Raw genomic sequence first — 17,690 nt, 5'->3', positions numbered from 1 at the left:
AACCGTGACGGACATCGTCGACGAGCTGAAGTGGCGCGGGCTGTTCGCCCTGTCCACCGACGAGGACGCTTTGCGCAAGGCGCTCGCGGACGGTCCCGTCACGTTCTATTGCGGTTTCGACCCGACCGCGCCGTCGCTGCACGTGGGGCATCTGGTGCAGGTGCTCACCGTGCGCCGGCTCCAGCAGGCCGGTCACCGTCCGCTGGCGCTGGTCGGCGGCGCCACGGGCCTGATCGGCGACCCCCGCCCGACTGCGGAGCGCACGCTGAACGACCCGGAGACGGTCGGCGGCTGGGTCGACCGGCTGCGCGCCCAGATCGAGCCGTTCCTCGACTTCGAGGGCGACAACGCGGCCGTCATGGTGAACAACCTGGACTGGACGCGGGACCTGTCCGCGATCGAGTTCCTCAGGGACATCGGCAAGCACTTCCGCGTCAACAAGATGCTGACGAAGGACTCCGTGGCCCGCCGCCTGGAGTCCTCGGAGGGCATCAGCTACACCGAGTTCAGCTACCAGCTCCTGCAGGGCATGGACTTCCTCCAGCTCTACCGCCGCTACGGCTGCACGCTCCAGCAGGGCGGCAGCGACCAGTGGGGCAACCTCACGGCGGGCCTGGACCTGATCCACCGCCTGGAGCCGGACGCGACCGTGCACGCGCTGGCCACGCCGCTGATGACGAAGGCGGACGGCACCAAGTTCGGCAAGACCGAGGGCGGCGCCGTCTGGCTCGACCCGGAGATGACGACGCCGTACGCGTTCTACCAGTTCTGGCTGAACGTGGACGACCGGGACATCTCCCGGTACATGCGCATCCTGTCCTTCCGCTCCCGTGCGGAGCTGGAGGAGCTGGAGAGGCAGACGGAGGAGCGTCCGCAGGCCCGGGCCGCGCAGCGGGCGCTCGCCGAGGAGCTGACGACGCTGGTGCACGGCGCCGACCAGACGGCCGCCGTGATCGCCGCGTCCAAGGCCCTCTTCGGGCAGGGCGAGCTGGCGGAGCTGGACGAGCGCACGCTGGCCGCGGCCCTGTCCGAGGTGCCGCACATCCAGGTCGCCGAGCTGGGCCCGGCCGTCGACCTGTTCGCCGAGGTCGGCCTGGTCGCCAGCAAGTCGGCCGCGCGCCGCACGGTCAAGGAGGGCGGCGCGTACGTGAACAACGTCAAGGTCACCGGTGAGGACGCCGTCCCCGCCAAGGAGGACCTGCTGCACGGCCGCTGGCTGGTGCTGCGCCGGGGCAAGAAGAACCTGGCCGCGGTCGAGGTCACGGGCGGCTGAGCACCCGGCATGGGAAGGGGGCGGCCTCCGGCGCCGGAGGCCGCCCCTTCACCCGCGCCCCGTCATGCCCTGCGTCTGCTCCCCCTGGCCGCCGTCCAGGCCCGGTCGCCGAGCCCCACGAGGATGATCGCGGCCACCAGCTGGAAGATGTGCCGCCACCAGTCGATACCGGCCGTGGCCTCCACACCGGCCACCCGGGCGATGGCATTGCCGGCGATACCGCCGATGATGCCCAGGATGACGGTCAGCCACAGTGGAATGTGCTGTTTGCCCGGAATGATCGCCTTTGCGAGCAGACCGAGCACCAGTCCCACGATGATCGCCCACAACCAGCCCATCGTTGCCTCCTCGTCGGCTCGACCTGAGCTCTACGGCCAGTGTCGGCCGAGTAGCGGTACGCCGCATGCCGACGCCGCCGTACGCGGTACGGCGCAGGCCGCTCGCACCGCCCGGACCCGCCCCGGTCTCGTAGCGGGCGCAGACGCGGCGTAACGTGGGATCTGTCCTGGTCGGTCTCCCCCACCGGCCCGGGGCTGCGACGGGGCGGGGAAGGTCCGATACGGGCGGATGGTGGAATGCGATGCGGAAGCAGCATGGCGGCGGCAACGTCCAGGTTTTCCGGATCACCGGCGCCCGGGCGGGGCTGCAGGAGGACGTACGCGGGCGGCAGCGCAGGTACGTGATCTCGATGTCGGTCCGCACGGTCTCCGTGATCCTCGCGGCGACCCTGTGGAACGTCGAACGGCACGTGGCTGTCGTGGCGTTGGTGCTCGGACTGGTCATGCCGTACGTCGCGGTGGTGATCGCGAACGCCGGGCGCGAGAACGCGCCGTCTCTGCCGTCGACGTTCGTGGCACCGCCGGCGCGGCCGATGATCGCGCCGCCCGGCCCGGAGGACGGCCGGGCGGAATCCGTCGCGGAAGACGCCGTGTCGGGGACGGTGCCGGGCGCACGGAGCGAGACACCCGAGCGGTAGGGGCGCCGAGGGCCTTGCGGGTCGCGCGCACAAACGGAAGTAGGCTTCCCGCCAAGCTCAGGAAAAGCTCAGATCAATCATGCTGTTCCGGTGCCGGGCCCGGGGTTACCCGTGACATACTTCGTACGCGCTCCGCATCCCCCGTCGGAGCGACGGACCGACGCCGGGCAGCTCCCCCCGTGGCTGCTCGGCGTCGCCTTTTCTGCGTGCAGTGGTGAGATGAACCTGTGAGTGACGAGACGCCCGTCTGTTCCGCGAAGGGCTGCCGCGTCGACGCGGTGTGGGTGCTCGCGTGGAACAACCCGAAGATCCATACGCCGGAGCGGCGCAAGACGTGGCTGGCCTGTGAGGAGCATCGCGAGCATCTCTCGCAGTTCCTCGGGGTGCGGGGCTTCCTCAAGGACGTCGTCCTGCTCAGGGAATGGGAAGATCGCGACTGACCCGCTCAGCCGCCGATCGCCGACATCGGGCGGTCCGGCTGCACGAACGCCGGGTCGTCCAGGCCCGCGCCGGCCTTCTTGCCCCACATCGCCAGGCGCCAGACACGGGCGATCTCCTCGTCCGGGGCGCCCGAGCGCAGGGCGGCCCGCAGGTCCGTCTCCTCCCGGGCGAACAGACAGGTGCGTATCTGGCCGTCGGCCGTGAGGCGGGTGCGGTCGCAGGCCGCGCAGAACGGGCGGGTGACGGAGGCGATCACGCCGACCACATGCGGGCCGCCGTCGACCAGCCAGCGCTCCGCCGGGGCCGAGCCGCGCTTGTCCTCGCCCTCGGGCGTGAGGTCGAAGCGCGTGCGCAGGGAGGCCAGGATGTCGCCTGCCGTGATCATGCCGTCGCGCTTCCAGCCGTGCTGGGCGTCCAGCGGCATCTGCTCGATGAACCGCAGCTCGTACTCGTGCTCCACGGCCCAGGCGAGGAGGTCGGGGGCCTCGTCCTCGTTGAGCCCCGGCATGAGGACCGAGTTGACCTTGACCGGGGTCAGGCCGGCGTCGCGGGCGGCGTCGAGGCCCTCCAGGACGTCCTTGTGGCGGTCGCGGCGGGTGAGGGTCTTGAAGACGTCCGGCCGGAGCGTGTCCAGCGAGACGTTGACCCGGTCCAGGCCGGCCGCCTTCAGGGCCGCCGCCGTGCGCTTGAGGCCGATGCCGTTGGTGGTCAGCGACATCTGGGGGCGGGGCCGAAGGGCGGCGACGCGCTCGACGATGCCGACCAGGCCGGGGCGCAGCAGGGGCTCGCCGCCGGTGAAGCGGACCTCCTCGATCCCGAGGGAGGTGACCGCGATGTCGATCAGGCGGACGATCTCGTCGTCCGTCAGCAGGTCCGGCTTGGCCAGCCACTGCAGGCCCTCCTCGGGCATGCAGTACGTACAGCGCAGATTGCAGCGGTCGGTCAGCGAGACCCTCAGGTCGGTGGCCACTCGGCCGTAGGTGTCGATGAGCACGTGGGCCCCCTCCCTCGACGCGGATCGTGCCCGGAGCACTGGTTCTCCGACACCTGTGAGCCTACGTGACCCCACCGACAACGCCACAGACCCGATCCCACGACGTGGACCGCGACCGCGCCGCAGGGACCTGGAGGTTCCTACGACGCGGCCGCGGCCGGCCGGTCGTGCTCAGTGGGCGCCGGTGCCGGTCAGGGACCTGACCTCCAGCTCCGCGTACTTCTTGACGTCGGGCTCCTCCTTGGACAGGACCGTGCCGAGCCAGCCCATGAGGAAGCCGAACGGGATGGAGATGATGCCGGGGTTCTTCAGCGGGAACCAGGCGAAGTCGACGTCGGGGAACATCGCCTTGGGGTCGCCGGAGACCACGGGTGAGAACAGCACCAGGCCGACGGCGACGATCAGGCCGCCGTAGATCGACCACAGGGCGCCCTGGGTGGTGAACCGCTTCCAGAACAGGCTGTAGAGGATCGTCGGCAGGTTGGCGGAGGCCGCGACCGCGAAGGCGAGGGCGACCAGGCCGGCCACGTTCAGGTCGCGGGCCAGGGCGCCGAGGCCGATGGAGATCACGCCGATGAAGACGGTCGCCCAGCGGGCCGCGCGGACCTCCTCGGCGCCGGAGGCCTGCCCCCTGCGGATGACGTTGGCGTAGATGTCGTGCGCGAAGGACGACGACGAGGCGAGGGTGAGGCCGGCGACCACGGCGAGGATCGTCGCGAAGGCGACGGCCGAGATCGTGGCGAGCAGGATCGCGCCCCAGGTGGAGTCGACACCGCCGAGGTGCAGGGCGAGCAGGGGTGCCGCCGTGTTCCCGGACGGGTTGGAGGCGAGGATCTCCTCCTGCGAGATGAGGGCGGCGGCGCCGAAGCCGAGCGCGATGGTCATCAGGTAGAAGCCGCCGATGATGCCGATCGCCCAGTTCACCGACTTACGGGCGGCCTTGGCGTCGGGCACCGTGTAGAAGCGGATCAGGATGTGCGGCAGGCCGGCGGTGCCGAGCACCAGGGCGATGCCCAGGGAGATGAAGTCCAGCTTGGAGGTGCCGGTGGCGCCGTACTGCAGGCCGGGCTCCAGGAAGGCCGCGCCCTTGCCGCTGTTCTCGGCGGCGGTGCCGAGCAGGTCGGAGATGTTGAAGTCGAACTTCAGCAGCACCAGGAAGGTGATCAGGAGGGTGCCGCCGATGAGCAGCACGGCCTTGACCATCTGCACCCAGGTGGTGCCCTTCATCCCGCCGATGGACACGTAGACGATCATCAGGAGGCCGACCAGGGCGACGATGAGGATCTTGCCCGCGTCGGAGGTGATGCCGAGCAGCAGCGAGACGAGGACGCCGGCGCCGGCCATCTGGGCCAGCAGGTAGAAGATCGACACGACGATCGTGGAGGTGCCGGCGGCGGTGCGGACCGGGCGCTGGCGCATGCGGTAGGCGAGGACGTCGCCCATGGTGTAGCGGCCGGAGTTCCTCAGCGGCTCGGCCACCAGCAGCAGGGCGACCAGCCAGGCCACCAGGAAGCCGATGGAGTACAGGAAGCCGTCGTAGCCGAAGATGGCGATGGCGCCGGCGATGCCGAGGAAGGACGCGGCGGACATGTAGTCGCCGGAGACGGCCAGGCCGTTCTGGAAGGCGCTGAACTGGCGGCCGCCGGCGTAGAAGTCGGCGGCGTCCTTGGTCTGGCGGCCGGCCCAGACGGTGATGCCGAGGGTGGCGAGGACGAACAGCGCGAACAGGGTGATGATCAGCGGGCGGTGCTCGCTGGCCTCGTTCGCGGCGAGCAGGGTCTGCTGTGCGGTGCTCATGCGCGGCCCTCCATCCGGGACTTGATGGCCTCGGCCTTGGGGTCGAGCTTCGCGGCGGCGTGCTTGGAGTACCACCAGGCGATGAGGAACGTGGTGACGAACTGGGCGACGCCCAGGACGAAGGCGACGTTGATGTTGCCGAACAGCTTGGTGCCCATGAGGCCGCCGGCGTAGTTCGACAGCAGCACGTACAGCAGGTACCAGGCGATGAAGGCGACGGTCAGCGGAAAGGCGAAGGAGCGGTGGGAGCGGCGCAGTTCACCGAACTCCGCGCTCTGCTGCACCTCGGTGAACTCCTCGGGTGAGGGGAGTTTGTGTTGCTCTTTCGAGGGGGGCGGTGCGTCGGTGGCCACGGAGTCTCCTCGCAATGACGAAAGCGGTGGGTACGGGGACGGAGGCGAGTGTCCTCGCGCTCCTTGTCCAACGTCACGGCGGCACGCGAGGAGCGGTTCAACAGCGTCGCGTTCTTTCCGAAGTCGTTCCGGCGAAACGTTGCTGGCCGGCGAGAGGCCGGGATAGCTTCACCCTGCACCACCTCGTCATGTACCTGCCCGAGCACCACCTGTGCCTCGGGCCGGTTTCGTTTCCGGAGGATGTGGAGACCCCATGTCTCACTTGCGTTCCAGACGCCGGCTCGCTCTCGCCGTGCCCGTCGTGCTGTCCCTGACCGCCTCGCTCGGCTTCCTGCCCGCCGCCGCCTCGGCGGCCCCGCAGGCGGAGCAGGCCACCCGGACGGCGGACGCGCCGCGCCTGGCGTACGTCGTCAACACCAAGGTGGACCGCCACACGATCGCGTCGGTGAAGAAGGCGATCGGCAAGGCCGGCGGTTCGGTCGTGGCGACGTACGAGCGGATCGGCGTCCTCGTCGTCCACTCCTCGAACCCCGACTTCGCCAAGACCGTTCGCACGGTGCGCGGAGTCCACTCGGCCGGTGCGACGCGCACGGCGCCGCTGGCCGCCGCGGGCACGAAGGAGGAGGGCGCCGCCCGGTACCTGACGGCCGCCGAGGCCGAGCGGGTCGAGGCCGCCTCCGCGCGGACGCCCGAGAGCGAGCCCCTCGAAGCGGACCAGTGGGACCTGCGCGCGATCGGCGCCGACCAGGCCGCGAAGATCGCCCCGGGCAGCCGCAAGGTGACGGTCGCGGTGATCGACACCGGCGTGGACGACACCCACCCCGACATCGCCCCGAACTTCTCCGCCTCCCAGTCCGCCAACTGCGCAGGCGGCAAGGCCGACACCAGCGAGGGCGCCTGGCGGCCGTACACGCCCGAGGACTACCACGGCACGCATGTCGCCGGGTCCATAGCCGCCGCCCGGAACGGAGTCGGCGTCGCCGGCGTCGCTCCGGGTGTGAAGGTGTCCAGCATCAACGTGACCGACCGGGCGAGCGGCCTCTTCTACCCGGAGAGCGTCGTCTGCGCGTTCGTGTTCGCCGCCGACCACGGCGTCGAGATCACGAACAACAGCTACTACGTCGACCCGTGGCTGTACAACTGCATGGACGACCCGGACCAGCGCGCCGTGGTCACCGCGGTCAACCGGGCCCAGCTGTACGCCCAGAAGAAGGGCACGCTCCACGTCGCCGCGGCGGGCAACTCCAACCACGACCTGGACGCCGACGCGATCGTCGACGACTCCAGCCCGAACGACACCACGCCGGTCGAGCGCACCATCGACCCGCACGAGTGCTTCGACATCCCGACCCAGCTGCCGGGTGTCGTCACGGTGAGCGCGACCGGCGTGCAGAACGTCAAGTCGTACTACTCGACCTACGGCAAGGGCGTCGTCGACGTCGCCGCGCCGGGCGGTGACCGCCGCTACCAGATCCCGGACACGCCCTCCAAGGACGGCCGGATCCTGTCCACCATGCCGAACGGCGCGTGGGCCTTCCTGCAGGGCACCTCGATGGCCTCGCCGCACGCCTCGGGCGTCGCCGCGCTGCTGAAGTCCAAGCACCCGTGGGCCTCGCCGGCCCAGCTCCAGGCGCTGCTGAAGGCGCAGGCCGACGAGACCGCCTGCCCCGCCTCCTACGACCAGGACGGCGACGGCACGCAGGACGCGGTGTGCGAGGGCGGCGAGCGCGTCAACGGCTTCTACGGCCACGGCATCGTCAACGCGCTGCGCGCGGTCAGGTGACCCGCGCGCCCCACGGACCTTTCGCACCGTTGCCTCGTACCGCGAACGAACTGGAGACACCATGACCGCGCCGCACGCGCGTTACCGTCGCGCCGTCGCCATCCCGGCCGGAATGGCCATGGCCACGGCCCTGGCGTTCCTGCCGAACGTCACGGCCACGGCCGCCGAGGACACCCCCGCGGCGGTCTCGGCCGACGCGACCCCGCTCAGCTACGTCGTCAACGTCAAGCCGGGACACGGCACTTCGGCGTACGTGAAGAAGGCCGTCGGCAAGGCCGGCGGGACGATCGTGACGTCGTACGACCAGATCGGCGTCATCGTCGTCCACTCCTCGAACCCCGACTTCGCCAAGAGCATCCGCACGGTGCGCGGTGTGCAGTCGGCCGGTGCCACGCGCACCGCGCCGCTGCCCTCGGCGTCGACGGGCGACCTGGGCGCGCCGAAGGTGCTGAGCGCGGCCGAGGTCGCGAAGGCCGAGGCGGCGGCCGGGCAGGACCCGCTGGAGTCCCTGCAGTGGGACCTGCCCGCCATCAAGGCGGACAAGGCGCACGAGAAGTCGCTGGGCAGCGACAAGGTCACGGTCGCCGTGATCGACACCGGTGTGGACGACACCCACCCCGACATCGCGCCCAACTTCGACCGCAAGGCGTCGGTCAACTGCGTGACGGGCAAGCCGGACACGTCCGACGGGGCCTGGCGGCCGAGCGCCGAGGAGAGCCCGCACGGCACGCACGTGGCCGGTGAGATCGCCGCCGCCAAGAACGGCGTCGGCATGACGGGTGTCGCGCCCGGTGTGAAGGTCTCCGGCATCAAGGTGTCCACCACGGCCGGCTTCTTCTACACGGAGGCCGTGGTGTGCGGCTTCGTGTGGGCGGCCGAGCACGGGGTCGACGTGACGAACAACAGCTACTACACCGACCCCTGGTACTTCAACTGCAAGGACGACCCGGACCAGAAGGCCCTCGTGGAGGCCGTCACGCGTGCCTCGCGGTACGCGGAGAAGAAGGGCGCGGTCAACGTCGCGGCGGCGGGCAACGAGAACTACGACCTCGCCTCCGACTCGATCACCGACCCGTCCTCCCCGAACGACACCACGCCGGGCGAGCGGGTCGTCGACCCCTCCAAGTGCCTCGACATACCGACCCAGCTGCCGGGTGTCGTCACGGTCGCGGCGACGGGGGCGAAGGGCATCAAGTCGTCCTTCTCCAACTACGGTCTGGGCGTGGCCGACATAGCCGCGCCGGGCGGCGACTCGACGGCCTACCAGAAGCCGGAGCCGCCGGCCACGAGCGGTCTGATCCTGGGCACGCTGCCGGGCGGCAAGTGGGGCTACATGGCCGGTACGTCGATGGCGTCCCCGCACGTCGCGGGCGTCGCCGCGCTCATCAAGTCGACGCACCCGTACGCCTCTCCGGCCCTGGTGAAGGCCCTGCTGTACGCGCAGGCCGACGCCAAGGCGTGCACGGACCCGTACGACATCGACGCCGACGGCAAGGTGGACGCCGTGTGCGAGGGCCCGAAGAACCGCAACGGCTTCTACGGCTGGGGCATCACGGACGCGCTGGACGCGGTGACCAAGTAGGGCGGATGTGAGCGGTCCGGGCCGGGCGGGGACACCTGCCCGGCCCGTGTCGTGTCCGGGGTGTGTACCGCTTCGGGCTTCCGGCTTGCCCGGCCCTGTGGAGGTTGGTGAAGATCCTGGGGTGACCTTGACAAGATCTGCACCCGGGGCGGCCGGGACGAGGGGGCGTGCGGGAGCCGGGCGGGCCGTCGCCGTCCTGGTGCTCGTGGCGCTGGCCGCGCTCATACCGCTGCTCGGCCCGTCCGCCGCGCTGCACGGCACCGGGGAGGCCGAGGCGCCCGGCGCCGGGGGCATAGCCCTGCTGCGCACGGTGCTGTTCGCGGCGCTGTGCGTACCGGTCGGCGAGGTGTTCGTGAACCGGCTGGCGCGGTCCGTGCCGGGGGCTTCCCCCGGCGTGCCCCCCAGCTGGTCGCCCTGGGCGGCCGCCGCCGGTTTCCTGGCCGCCCTCGGGCTCGCCTCGGTCGTCGCCACGGGCAATCTGGTGCCGGGCGGCCTGTCGGACATCGACGTCGGCGGCCTCTACGCCTCCCGGGACGGCAAGCTGGCCCTGCTGGAGGTCAACGCGTTCCTCGTGGCGGGCCTGTGCGCGGTGTCCGGGCGCCCGGCCACACAGGTGCTGCCACTGGCCGCCGTGGTCGTCGCGGAGGCCCTGCGCGCCCACCCCACGACCGAGCACACCCCGCTGGCCGGCTCCGGCCTGACGCTCGTCCACCTGACCTGTGCCGCCCTGTGGGTGGGCGGTCTGCTGCACGCCCTGCGGATGCTGCGGCTGTGGAGCGACCCGGCGGGCGCGGCCCTGCTGGGGCTCTACGCGCGCGTGGCGGTCGTCCTGCTGGCCGCCATCACCGCGACGGGCGTGTGCAGTTCGCTGCGGCGGATGCCGCCGGAGACGATCCTGGAGCAGCTGACCGCGACGGCGTACGGACGCGCCCTGCTCGCCAAGGTGCTGCTCGTGGCCGCCGTCGCCGCGCTCGCCCTGTGGGCCCGGCGGCGGCTGCGCCGGGCGGCCGATCCGCTGACCGCCTGCGCGCCGGCCCGGGCGGAGGTCGTCGCGCTCGGCCTGGTGGTCGCGGTGTCCGGACTGCTGACGGCGCTGCCGGTCCCCATCCGCTGGTAGACCGGCCGTTGCGGGCGCCCCCGAAGCGGCCTCAGGCCACCCGCATCTCGCCGTACGTCGCGGCCGGAGCGCGGCGAGCGTTCAGCGCCCCGAGTGTGCCGCCGGCCAGCAGGGCCTGTGCGGCGATGTAGGTGAGCATGATCCAGAAGTCGGGCCGGGGCGGCTGCGGCCAGTCGGCGACGCCGGTCGCGATGAGCGTGTCGGAGAGCAGGAACAGCGCCCCGCCGAGGCCGGTGTAGAGGCCGAGCCGAACACCCGCCCCGTACGCCATGGCCGTGAGCAGCAGGCTGTAGCCGGCGACGGGGACGCGCAGCGCCGCGGGCAGGTCCGGCCACAGCAGCGCGACGGTCGGCACGAGGGCGCCGGCGTACCCGAGGGCCAGGAGGCCCGCACGCGCGCGTGGGACGGCGTAGCGGCTGCCGTGCGTGCGGAACAGCAGGAGGTAGCAGAGGTGTCCCGCGGCGAAGGAGGCCATGCCGGCGAGGAAGGCCGGCTCGGCGTCGGACAGCAGCAGGACGTCCCCGCCCCAGCCGAACAGCAGGGCCGCCAGGAGCGGCCGCGGCGCCCGGCGCAGGGCGGCCCAGAGCGCCAGCAGCGGCATCAGCAGGGGCTTGGCGACGGTGTGCCCGGCGTCGAAGCCGGCCGCGAGACAGGCGAGGTCGACGGCCGCGGTGAGGGCGAAGGCGGCCAGGACGAGGCGCGGGCGGTTCACGCCGACGGGGTCTTCCCGGCGGGCGCGGCAGGGGCGGCGGAGGCGGGAGCAGCGGGGGCGGTGGGCCGCGCCGGTCCCCATCCCGGCCCGCGGAACACCCGCCCCGCGCGCTCGCTCCAACTGCGTGCCGCGCGAAGGTCCTTGGCGATCGACACGTACTCGTGGGTCGCCACCTTCAGCAGGTTGTAGGTGTCGATGTTCTTGGTCAGCCCGTACCGGGGCCGCTCGGTCTCCGCGACGAACGAGCCGAACAGCCGGTCCCAGACGATGAGGATGCCGCCGAAGTTGCGGTCCAGGTAGCCGCCCTGGGAGGCGTGGTGGACGCGGTGGTGCGAGGGCGTGTTGAAGACGAACTCGAACCAGCGCGGCATCCTGTCGATCCGCTCGGTGTGGATCCAGAACTGGTAGACGAGGTTGGCCGAGGAGCAGAACGCGAGCGCGGCCGGGTGCACTCCGGCGAGGATCAGCGGCACGTAGAACGGCCACACCGTCAGGGACGTCCAGGGCTGGCGCAGCGCGGTGGTGAGGTTGAACTTCCGGCTGGAGTGGTGGACGACGTGACAGGCCCACAGGATGCGGATGACGTGGTGGCCCCGGTGGGACCAGTAGTAGAAGAAGTCCTGCCCGAGCAGCATCAGCGGGACCGTCCACCACAGCACGGGGACGCGCAGGGGCGTGAGTTCGTACAGAGCCGTGTAGACGGCCAGGATCGGGATCTTCCACAGGAAGTCGAAGGCGAGGCTGCCGAGCCCCATGCCGACGCTCGTGGCGGCGTCCTTCGCCTCGTAGCCCGCGGCGTCCTCGTCGGGGTGGAGACGGTAGCTCACCATCTCGACCACGGTGAGCAGCACGAAGGCGGGTATCGACCACAGCACGACATCGGGCAGGTTCGGCATGCAAGCACCGTAGGACCGCCGTCCCGGGCCCACCAGACGTTGTTACCGACAAGTATGACCGACGGTACGCGCTTGCTTCTTGGCGATCTCCACCAAAGCGGCTCCGGTCGAGCAGACGTACGCCCCGTGAACGGACAGACCGGACAAGCCACCTGAGGGGGCATCGGAAAGCACGCGGGCGCGCACCTGGCGGACGGCGGTGTCAGTCCCGGCCCGTATCCTCGTGAACCATGCTCGAAGACCTGACGACCGCAGCGTTCTCCGCCACGGCGTGGCCGGCCGCGTATCCCCAGGGATACGCGGTCGTTGACGTGGAGACCACGGGCCTGGCCCGGGACGACCGCATCATCTCCGCGGCCGTCTACCGGCTGGACGCGCGCGGCGAGGTCGAGGACCACTGGTACACGACGGTCAACCCGGAGCGCGACCCGGGCCCGGTCTGGATCCACGGTCTGACGAGCGAGGCGCTGGAGGGCGCTCCCCTCTTCCAAGACATCGCCGAGGAGTTCACGGCCCGGCTGACGGGACGGGTCCTCGTCGCGCACAACGCCGTCTTCGACTGGCAGATGATCGCCCGGGAGTACGCGCGCGCACAGCGCGAGGCACCGGTGCGGCAGCGGCTGTGCACCATCGCGCTCTCCAAGGAGCTGGCACTGCCGCTGCCCAACCACAAACTGGAGTCCCTCGCGGCGCACTTCGGCGTCGTGCAGCGGCGGGCGCACCACGCGCTGGACGACGCGCGCGTGCTGGCGGAGGCGTTCCGCCCCAGCCTGCGGGCCGCGGCGGCGAACAACCTGCGGCTGCCGCTGCACGAGTGCCGGCCGCTGACGGAGTGGTCGGACCGTCCCGCCGCGCCCCGCATCGGGCAGCAGGCCGGCTACGGCGGCTACCGGCCGGGCGGCTGGCGCCCCTCCCGCAAGCGCCCCGCCTGCCCCTACCCCAACCCGGGGCGCTACGAGCCGGGCGGGCGGCTCAAGCAGGGCATGCGCATCGCCTTCTCCGGTGACACCTCGACCGAGCGGGAGCTGCTGGAGGACCGCGCGACCGAGGCCGGGCTGCACGTGGCCACCAGCCTGTCCCGGCTGACGAGCCTGCTCGTCACGAACGACCCGGACTCGGGCACCTCCAAGGTGGTCAAGGCCCGCCAGTTCGGCACGCCGGTCGTGGACGAGGCGGCCTTCGGGCAGCTCCTCGCGGACGTGGAGCCGGCGTCCGGGGAGTGAGGCCGGGCGCGGCGCGGGGCGACCGTAGGGACGGGTGATTGCCGGGCGCGGCGCGGGGCGACCGTACGGACGGGTGATTGCCGGGCGACTCGCCCGGCGGCCGCTCGCCCGGACCGGGGCCACGGCCCACCCTGTGGCCCATGGCGACCTGTGAGGTTTGTGGCAATCAGTACGGAATGACCTTCGAGGTGCACGCGCAGGGCGCGGTGCACGTCTTCGACTGCTTCGCCTGCGCGATCCACCGCATGGCCCCCATCTGCGAGCACTGCCGCGTGCAGATCATCGGGCAGGGCGTGGAGGTCGAGGGCCACTGGTACTGCGGCGCCCACTGCGCCCGCGCGGAGGGAAAGGCGGGCATCGTCGACAAGGTCTGAACCCGTACCCACCTGAATGCACCCCACGACCGAGTTGTACGGTCGTGGGGTGTACCGCTTCCTGATGTCCCGGCAGTGGGTGATCCTCACGCTGATCGCCCTGCTCCTCATCCCCACGATGATCAGGCTGGGCATCTGGCAGATGCACCGCTACGAGGAGCGCACCGCCCGGAACCAGCTGGTCGCCGACGCGCTGGCCGCCGATCCGGTGCCCGTGGAGAGGCTGACCGCGCCCGGGCACACCGTGACCAGCGGCGAGCGGTACCGGACCGTGACCGCCACGGGCCGCTTCGACGCCGAGGACGAGGTCGTCGTCCGCCGCCGCACCAACTCCGACGACGAGGTCGGCTACCACGTACTGACCCCGTTCCTCCTGGACGACGGCAAGGTGCTGCTGGTCAACCGGGGCTGGGTCCCCTCCGGCCCGACCCAGACCACGTTCCCGAAGGTCCCCGCACCGCCCGCCGGCGAGGTCACCGTCCAGGGCCGGCTGATGCCCAGCGAGACGACCGCGGCCAGCGGCATCAAGAACCTCAGCGACCTGCCGGACCGGCAGGTCATGCTGATCAACAGCGACCAGCAGGCGCGCCGCCTGGGCGCCGAGGTGCTCGGCGGGTACATCGCCCTGACGGCGCCCGAGCCCAAGGGCGACACCCCCGAGCTGCTGGGCGACCCCGGCAAGGAGGACGCGGCGCTGAACTACGCGTACGCCGTCCAGTGGTGGCTGTTCTCCGCCGCCGTCCCGGTCGGCTGGGTGATCCTGGCCCGCCGTGAGGCCCGGGAGCGGGCGCAGGCGGCCGAGAAGCAGGACTCCAGCGAGGCGGAACCGGCGGCGGTGTGACGACCGCGGGCCGTCCCGGCGGCCCTCGCGTCACCGAGGCGCGCGCGGCCGGCGGGTGCCCGGCCGGACCCGGCCGGGCCGGATGTCGTCTCCTGGGGCGGCGGTGCCACGGCCGCCGACGGAATGTCACTCCCCCGGCCCTGCCCTGATTGCCACGCCGAGTTGCCGGGAACCCGCACTGCGTGCACCCCAGCATCGAGGACTACGCGATCATCGGCGACGAACAGACCGCGGCCCTGGTCGGCACGGACGGATCGGTGGACTGGCTGTGCCTGCCCCGTTTCGACTCGGCCGCCTGCTTCGCGAAACTGCTCGGTGACGAGGACAACGGCCACTGGCGCATCGCCCCCGTGGGGGCGGACCGGTGCACCCGGCGCGCCTACCGCCGCGACACCCTCGTCCTCGACACCGAGTGGGAGACCGGGCAGGGGGCGGTCCGGGTCACCGACCTGATGCCCCAGCGCGACGAGGCCCCCGATCTCGTGCGGATCGTCGAGGGCCTGGACGGCGAGGTGACGCTGCACAGCGTGCTGAAGCTGCGCTTCGACTACGGCTCGGTCGTCCCGTGGATGCGCCGCTCGGACGGCCACCGGGTCGCCGTCGCCGGGCCGGACTCCACCTGGCTGCGCAGCGAGCCGGAAGTGACCAGCTGGGGCGAGGACTTCGGCACGCACGCGGAGTTCACCGTGAAGAAGGGCGAGAAGGTCGCGTTCGTGCTGACCTGGCACCCCTCCCACCAGCCGCGCCCGCCGCTGGTCGACCCCTTCGAGTCGCTGCGCCACAGCGTGGAGGACTGGCGGACCTGGGCGTCGCGCTGCCGCTACGAGGGGCCGTACCGGGACGCCGTCGTCCGCTCCCTGATCACCCTCAAGGCCCTGACCTACGCCCCGACCGGCGGCATCGTCGCCGCCGCCACGACCTCGCTGCCCGAGGAGCCGGGCGGCGTGCGCAACTGGGACTACCGCTTCTGCTGGCTGCGCGACTCCACCCTCACCCTGAACGCGCTGCTGGCGGCGGGCTACCAGGAGGAGGCGGAGGCCTGGCGGAACTGGCTGCTGCGCGCGGTCGCGGGCGACCCGGCCGACCTGCAGATCATGTACGGGCTGGCGGGCGAGCGGCGGCTGCCCGAGTTCGAGCTGCCCTGGCTGTCCGGCTTCGACGAGTCCACGCCCGTCCGCATCGGCAACGACGCCGTGAACCAGCTCCAGCTGGACGTCTACGGCGAGGTCATGGACTCCCTGTCGCTGGCCCGCGAGTCGGGCCTGTCGCCCCAGCCGGACGTGTGGGCACTGCAGACGGCCCTGATGGACTTCCTGCGGACGAACTGGCGGCAGCCGGACGAGGGGCTGTGGGAGGTGCGCGGCGGCCGGCGCCAGTTCGTGCACTCCAAGGTGATGGTGTGGGTGGCCGCCGACCGCGCCGTGCGCACCCTGGAGAGCCATCCGGAGCTGCACGGCGACGTGGACGCCTGGCGCGCGCTGCGCGAGGAGGTGCACCGCGAGGTGTGCGAGAAGGGCTACGACCCCGAGCGCAACACCTTCACGCAGTCCTACGGCTCACGGGAGCTGGACGCCGCGCTGCTGCTCATCCCGCGCGTGGGCTTCCTGCCGCCGGACGATCCCCGGGTGATCGGCACGATCGACGCGGTCCGCGAGGAGCTGGACCACCGCGGCCTGCTGCGGCGCTACAGCACCACCGAGGCGGACTCCACGGACGTCGACGGACTGCCCGGCAGCGAGGGCACCTTCCTGGTGTGCTCGTTCTGGCTCGCGGACGCCCTGCACATGACGGGCCGCACGAAGGAGGCCCGCGAGCTGTTCGAACGGCTGGTGGGGCTGGCCAACGACGTCGGCCTGCTGTCCGAGGAGTACGACCCGGTGGCCGGCCGGCAGCTGGGCAACTTCCCGCAGGCGTTCAGCCACATCGGCCTGGTGAACACCGCCCTCGCCCTGTTCGGGGAGGACGGGGCAGGATAGGGCCATGGATCTTGGACTGAAGGACCGGGTGTACGTCGTCACCGGGGCCACGCGCGGCCTCGGCAACGCCTCCGCGCGTGAGCTCGTCGCGGACGGGGCGAAGGTGGTCGTCTCGGGGCGGGACGAGAAGAGTGCCGCCGAGGCGGCCGCCGCGCTGGGCCCGAACGCGGTCGGGGTGGCCGTCGACAACGCCGACCCCGACGCGGCGGCCGTGCTGATCTCGGCCGCGCGGGAGCACTTCGGGCGCTTCGACGGTGTCCTCGTCAGCGTGGGCGGGCCGCCCGCCGGGTTCGTCGCCGACAACACCGACGAGCAGTGGCAGACGGCGTTCGAGTCGGTGTTCCTCGGCGCGGTGCGGCTGGCGCGCGCCGCGGCGGCCGAGCTGGAGGCCGGGGGCGTCATCGGGTTCGTGCTGTCCGGGTCGGTGTACGAGCCGATCCCGGGCCTGACCATCTCCAACGGGCTGCGGCCGGGACTGGCCGGGTTCGCCAAGTCGCTCTCCGACGAACTCGGGCCGCGCGGCGTCCGGGTGGTCGGTGTGCTGCCGGGGCGGATCGACACCGACCGGGTGCGCGAGCTGGACTCGCTGTCGGCCGACCCCGGGGCGACCCGGGCGGCTTCTGAGTCGCGGATCCCGTTGCGGCGGTACGGGACGCCCGAGGAGTTCGGGCGGGTCGCCGCCTTCCTGCTGTCGCCGGCCGCGTCCTATCTGACCGGTGTCATGGTGCCGGTGGACGGCGGGGCACGGCACGGGTTCTGAGCGGCCGGGCTCAACTGACCCGTTCGGCGCCGTGCTTGACCGCGCGCAGTCTCACCTCCGCCGGGAGCGACGCGAGCCCCGCCGACGTCCTGGCGTGGTGCAGGGCACCGGTCGTGAAGTCGGTCAGGGCGGTTCCCGGGTCCACGTGCGGCTCCAGAGCGAGGCGTACGTGGGCCTCGGGGGCGGTGCGACGGCCCGTCAGATGGGCCCGGGGCCGGTCGACGCCGTCGATCCGCTCCGCCTCCTGGGTGAGCACCTGCTCCAGGGCCCGGCCCCGCAGCAGGGCGCCCTCGCCGTCGCCGGTGTCGACCAGGACCTCGGCGAGGCGGCGCCTGCGCAGGACCGCGACCAGCCACCACAGGGCGAGCAGCAGCAGGACCGCCAGCGCGGCGATGACGACCGGCCACCACCAGCCGGCCTCCCGCCAGCGGGTGCGCTCGGCATCGCTGAGCAGCACGTCGTGCTCGCTGTCGTGGATCCACCAGGAGGGCAGCGACACGCCGAGGCCGGCGGCCAGGACCGAGCCGCCCAGCACCAGCAGCACCAGGCCCACCAGCCCGAGGAAGACACGGTTGACGCCTCTGAGCATCGT

General features: G+C 71.8%; 18 protein-coding genes. 11 read left to right on the top strand and 7 right to left on the bottom strand.

Annotated elements, in window-relative coordinates:
* The first annotated feature begins 4 nt into the window (after window positions 1–4).
* On the top strand, window positions 5–1,273 hold the full coding sequence (tyrS, locus tag RIN80_RS01515) for a tyrosine--tRNA ligase (protein WP_309093611.1): 1,269 nt from the start codon (window positions 5–7) through the stop codon (window positions 1,271–1,273).
* Window positions 1,274–1,335: 62 nt separating this feature from the next.
* Here the strand turns inward: tyrS and RIN80_RS01510 are convergent, their stop codons facing one another.
* Entirely contained in the window at window positions 1,336–1,611 is a 276-nt protein-coding gene (locus tag RIN80_RS01510) for a GlsB/YeaQ/YmgE family stress response membrane protein (protein WP_309093610.1), read from the bottom strand.
* A gap of 242 nt (window positions 1,612–1,853) precedes the next feature.
* On the opposite strand from RIN80_RS01510, the gene RIN80_RS01505 reads away from it, so the two are divergent.
* Both RIN80_RS01505 and RIN80_RS01500 read left to right on the top strand, forming a co-directional pair.
* Window positions 1,854–2,249 (top strand): DUF3099 domain-containing protein, encoded by a 396-nt coding sequence (locus RIN80_RS01505; RefSeq protein ID WP_309093609.1) that lies wholly within the window; start codon window positions 1,854–1,856, stop codon window positions 2,247–2,249.
* A 227-nt stretch (window positions 2,250–2,476) separates the two neighbouring features.
* The gene (locus RIN80_RS01500; protein WP_309093608.1) at window positions 2,477–2,689 is read left to right on the top strand and encodes a hypothetical protein; all 213 of its coding nucleotides are present in this window, start codon (window positions 2,477–2,479) and stop codon (window positions 2,687–2,689) included.
* A 5-nt stretch (window positions 2,690–2,694) separates the two neighbouring features.
* On the opposite strand, the gene moaA is transcribed toward RIN80_RS01500, so the two are convergent.
* The 3 genes from moaA to RIN80_RS01485 form a co-directional block, all read right to left on the bottom strand.
* The gene (gene moaA / locus RIN80_RS01495; RefSeq protein ID WP_309093607.1) at window positions 2,695–3,684 is read right to left on the bottom strand and encodes a GTP 3',8-cyclase MoaA; all 990 of its coding nucleotides are present in this window, start codon (window positions 3,682–3,684) and stop codon (window positions 2,695–2,697) included.
* 171 nt (window positions 3,685–3,855) lie between these two features.
* Entirely contained in the window at window positions 3,856–5,481 is a 1,626-nt protein-coding gene (locus RIN80_RS01490) for a cation acetate symporter (protein ID WP_309093606.1), read from the bottom strand.
* Complete coding sequence (locus RIN80_RS01485; protein ID WP_309093605.1) at window positions 5,478–5,834, bottom strand: DUF485 domain-containing protein; 357 nt, start codon at window positions 5,832–5,834, stop codon at window positions 5,478–5,480. Before RIN80_RS01485 ends, RIN80_RS01490 begins: the two co-directional genes overlap by 4 nt.
* Before the next feature lie 253 nt (window positions 5,835–6,087).
* Here RIN80_RS01485 and RIN80_RS01480 point away from each other — a divergent pair, with 253 nt between their 5' ends.
* From RIN80_RS01480 to RIN80_RS01470, 3 genes are all read left to right on the top strand, one after another.
* Window positions 6,088–7,617, top strand: a complete 1,530-nt coding sequence (locus RIN80_RS01480; protein ID WP_309093604.1) for a S8 family serine peptidase — start codon at window positions 6,088–6,090, stop codon at window positions 7,615–7,617.
* Between the two features lie 61 nt (window positions 7,618–7,678).
* Window positions 7,679–9,199 (top strand): S8 family serine peptidase, encoded by a 1,521-nt coding sequence (locus tag RIN80_RS01475; protein WP_309093603.1) that lies wholly within the window; start codon window positions 7,679–7,681, stop codon window positions 9,197–9,199.
* A 121-nt stretch (window positions 9,200–9,320) separates the two neighbouring features.
* Complete coding sequence (locus tag RIN80_RS01470; protein WP_309093602.1) at window positions 9,321–10,316, top strand: CopD family protein; 996 nt, start codon at window positions 9,321–9,323, stop codon at window positions 10,314–10,316.
* Between the two features lie 31 nt (window positions 10,317–10,347).
* Here RIN80_RS01470 and RIN80_RS01465 read toward each other — a convergent pair whose 3' ends face one another.
* Both RIN80_RS01465 and RIN80_RS01460 read right to left on the bottom strand, forming a co-directional pair.
* The gene (locus tag RIN80_RS01465) at window positions 10,348–11,028 is read right to left on the bottom strand and encodes a lysoplasmalogenase (protein WP_309093601.1); all 681 of its coding nucleotides are present in this window, start codon (window positions 11,026–11,028) and stop codon (window positions 10,348–10,350) included.
* Complete coding sequence (locus RIN80_RS01460) at window positions 11,025–11,924, bottom strand: sterol desaturase family protein (RefSeq protein ID WP_309093600.1); 900 nt, start codon at window positions 11,922–11,924, stop codon at window positions 11,025–11,027. Before RIN80_RS01460 ends, RIN80_RS01465 begins: the two co-directional genes overlap by 4 nt.
* A gap of 230 nt (window positions 11,925–12,154) precedes the next feature.
* On the opposite strand from RIN80_RS01460, the gene RIN80_RS01455 reads away from it, so the two are divergent.
* The 5 genes from RIN80_RS01455 (at window position 12,155) to RIN80_RS01435 (ending at window position 17,098) form a co-directional block, all read left to right on the top strand.
* A complete protein-coding gene (locus tag RIN80_RS01455; protein ID WP_309093599.1) occupies window positions 12,155–13,147 on the top strand; it encodes a DEDDh family exonuclease in 993 nt (330 codons plus the stop codon).
* A gap of 140 nt (window positions 13,148–13,287) precedes the next feature.
* Window positions 13,288–13,521 (top strand): hypothetical protein, encoded by a 234-nt coding sequence (locus RIN80_RS01450; protein ID WP_094056481.1) that lies wholly within the window; start codon window positions 13,288–13,290, stop codon window positions 13,519–13,521.
* A gap of 49 nt (window positions 13,522–13,570) precedes the next feature.
* Complete coding sequence (locus tag RIN80_RS01445) at window positions 13,571–14,362, top strand: SURF1 family protein (RefSeq protein WP_309093598.1); 792 nt, start codon at window positions 13,571–13,573, stop codon at window positions 14,360–14,362.
* Window positions 14,363–14,544: 182 nt separating this feature from the next.
* Window positions 14,545–16,338, top strand: coding sequence for a glycoside hydrolase family 15 protein (locus RIN80_RS01440; RefSeq protein WP_309093597.1), 1,794 nt, complete (start codon window positions 14,545–14,547; stop codon window positions 16,336–16,338).
* Between the two features lie 4 nt (window positions 16,339–16,342).
* Entirely contained in the window at window positions 16,343–17,098 is a 756-nt protein-coding gene (locus tag RIN80_RS01435; protein ID WP_309093596.1) for an SDR family oxidoreductase, read from the top strand.
* A gap of 10 nt (window positions 17,099–17,108) precedes the next feature.
* Here the strand turns inward: RIN80_RS01435 and amaP are convergent, their stop codons facing one another.
* On the bottom strand, window positions 17,109–17,687 hold the full coding sequence (gene amaP, locus RIN80_RS01430) for an alkaline shock response membrane anchor protein AmaP (RefSeq protein WP_375141579.1): 579 nt from the start codon (window positions 17,685–17,687) through the stop codon (window positions 17,109–17,111).
* Between the last annotated feature and the right edge of the window lie 3 nt (window positions 17,688–17,690).

The organism is Streptomyces sp. (assembly GCF_031181705.1).
Classification (GTDB): Bacteria; Actinomycetota; Actinomycetes; order Streptomycetales; family Streptomycetaceae; genus Streptomyces.
Note: the sequence above shows the minus strand (reverse complement) of the source record. Positions and strands in the feature narration are given on the sequence as shown.

Excerpts from the sequence above, each read along its gene's own strand:
- RIN80_RS01510 (WP_309093610.1), bottom strand. The coding sequence starts at position 1,611 with ATGGGCTGGTTGTGGGCGATCATCGTGGGACTGGTGCTCGGTCTGCTC.
- RIN80_RS01505 (WP_309093609.1), top strand. The coding sequence starts at position 1,854 with ATGCGGAAGCAGCATGGCGGCGGCAACGTCCAGGTTTTCCGGATCACC.
- RIN80_RS01490 (WP_309093606.1), bottom strand. The coding sequence starts at position 5,481 with ATGAGCACCGCACAGCAGACCCTGCTCGCCGCGAACGAGGCCAGCGAG.
- RIN80_RS01480 (WP_309093604.1), top strand. The coding sequence starts at position 6,088 with ATGTCTCACTTGCGTTCCAGACGCCGGCTCGCTCTCGCCGTGCCCGTC.
- RIN80_RS01475 (WP_309093603.1), top strand. The coding sequence starts at position 7,679 with ATGACCGCGCCGCACGCGCGTTACCGTCGCGCCGTCGCCATCCCGGCC.
- RIN80_RS01460 (WP_309093600.1), bottom strand. The coding sequence starts at position 11,924 with ATGCCGAACCTGCCCGATGTCGTGCTGTGGTCGATACCCGCCTTCGTG.
- RIN80_RS01455 (WP_309093599.1), top strand. The coding sequence starts at position 12,155 with ATGCTCGAAGACCTGACGACCGCAGCGTTCTCCGCCACGGCGTGGCCG.
- RIN80_RS01450 (WP_094056481.1), top strand. The coding sequence starts at position 13,288 with ATGGCGACCTGTGAGGTTTGTGGCAATCAGTACGGAATGACCTTCGAG.
- RIN80_RS01435 (WP_309093596.1), top strand. The coding sequence starts at position 16,343 with ATGGATCTTGGACTGAAGGACCGGGTGTACGTCGTCACCGGGGCCACG.
- amaP (WP_375141579.1), bottom strand. The coding sequence starts at position 17,687 with ATGCTCAGAGGCGTCAACCGTGTCTTCCTCGGGCTGGTGGGCCTGGTG.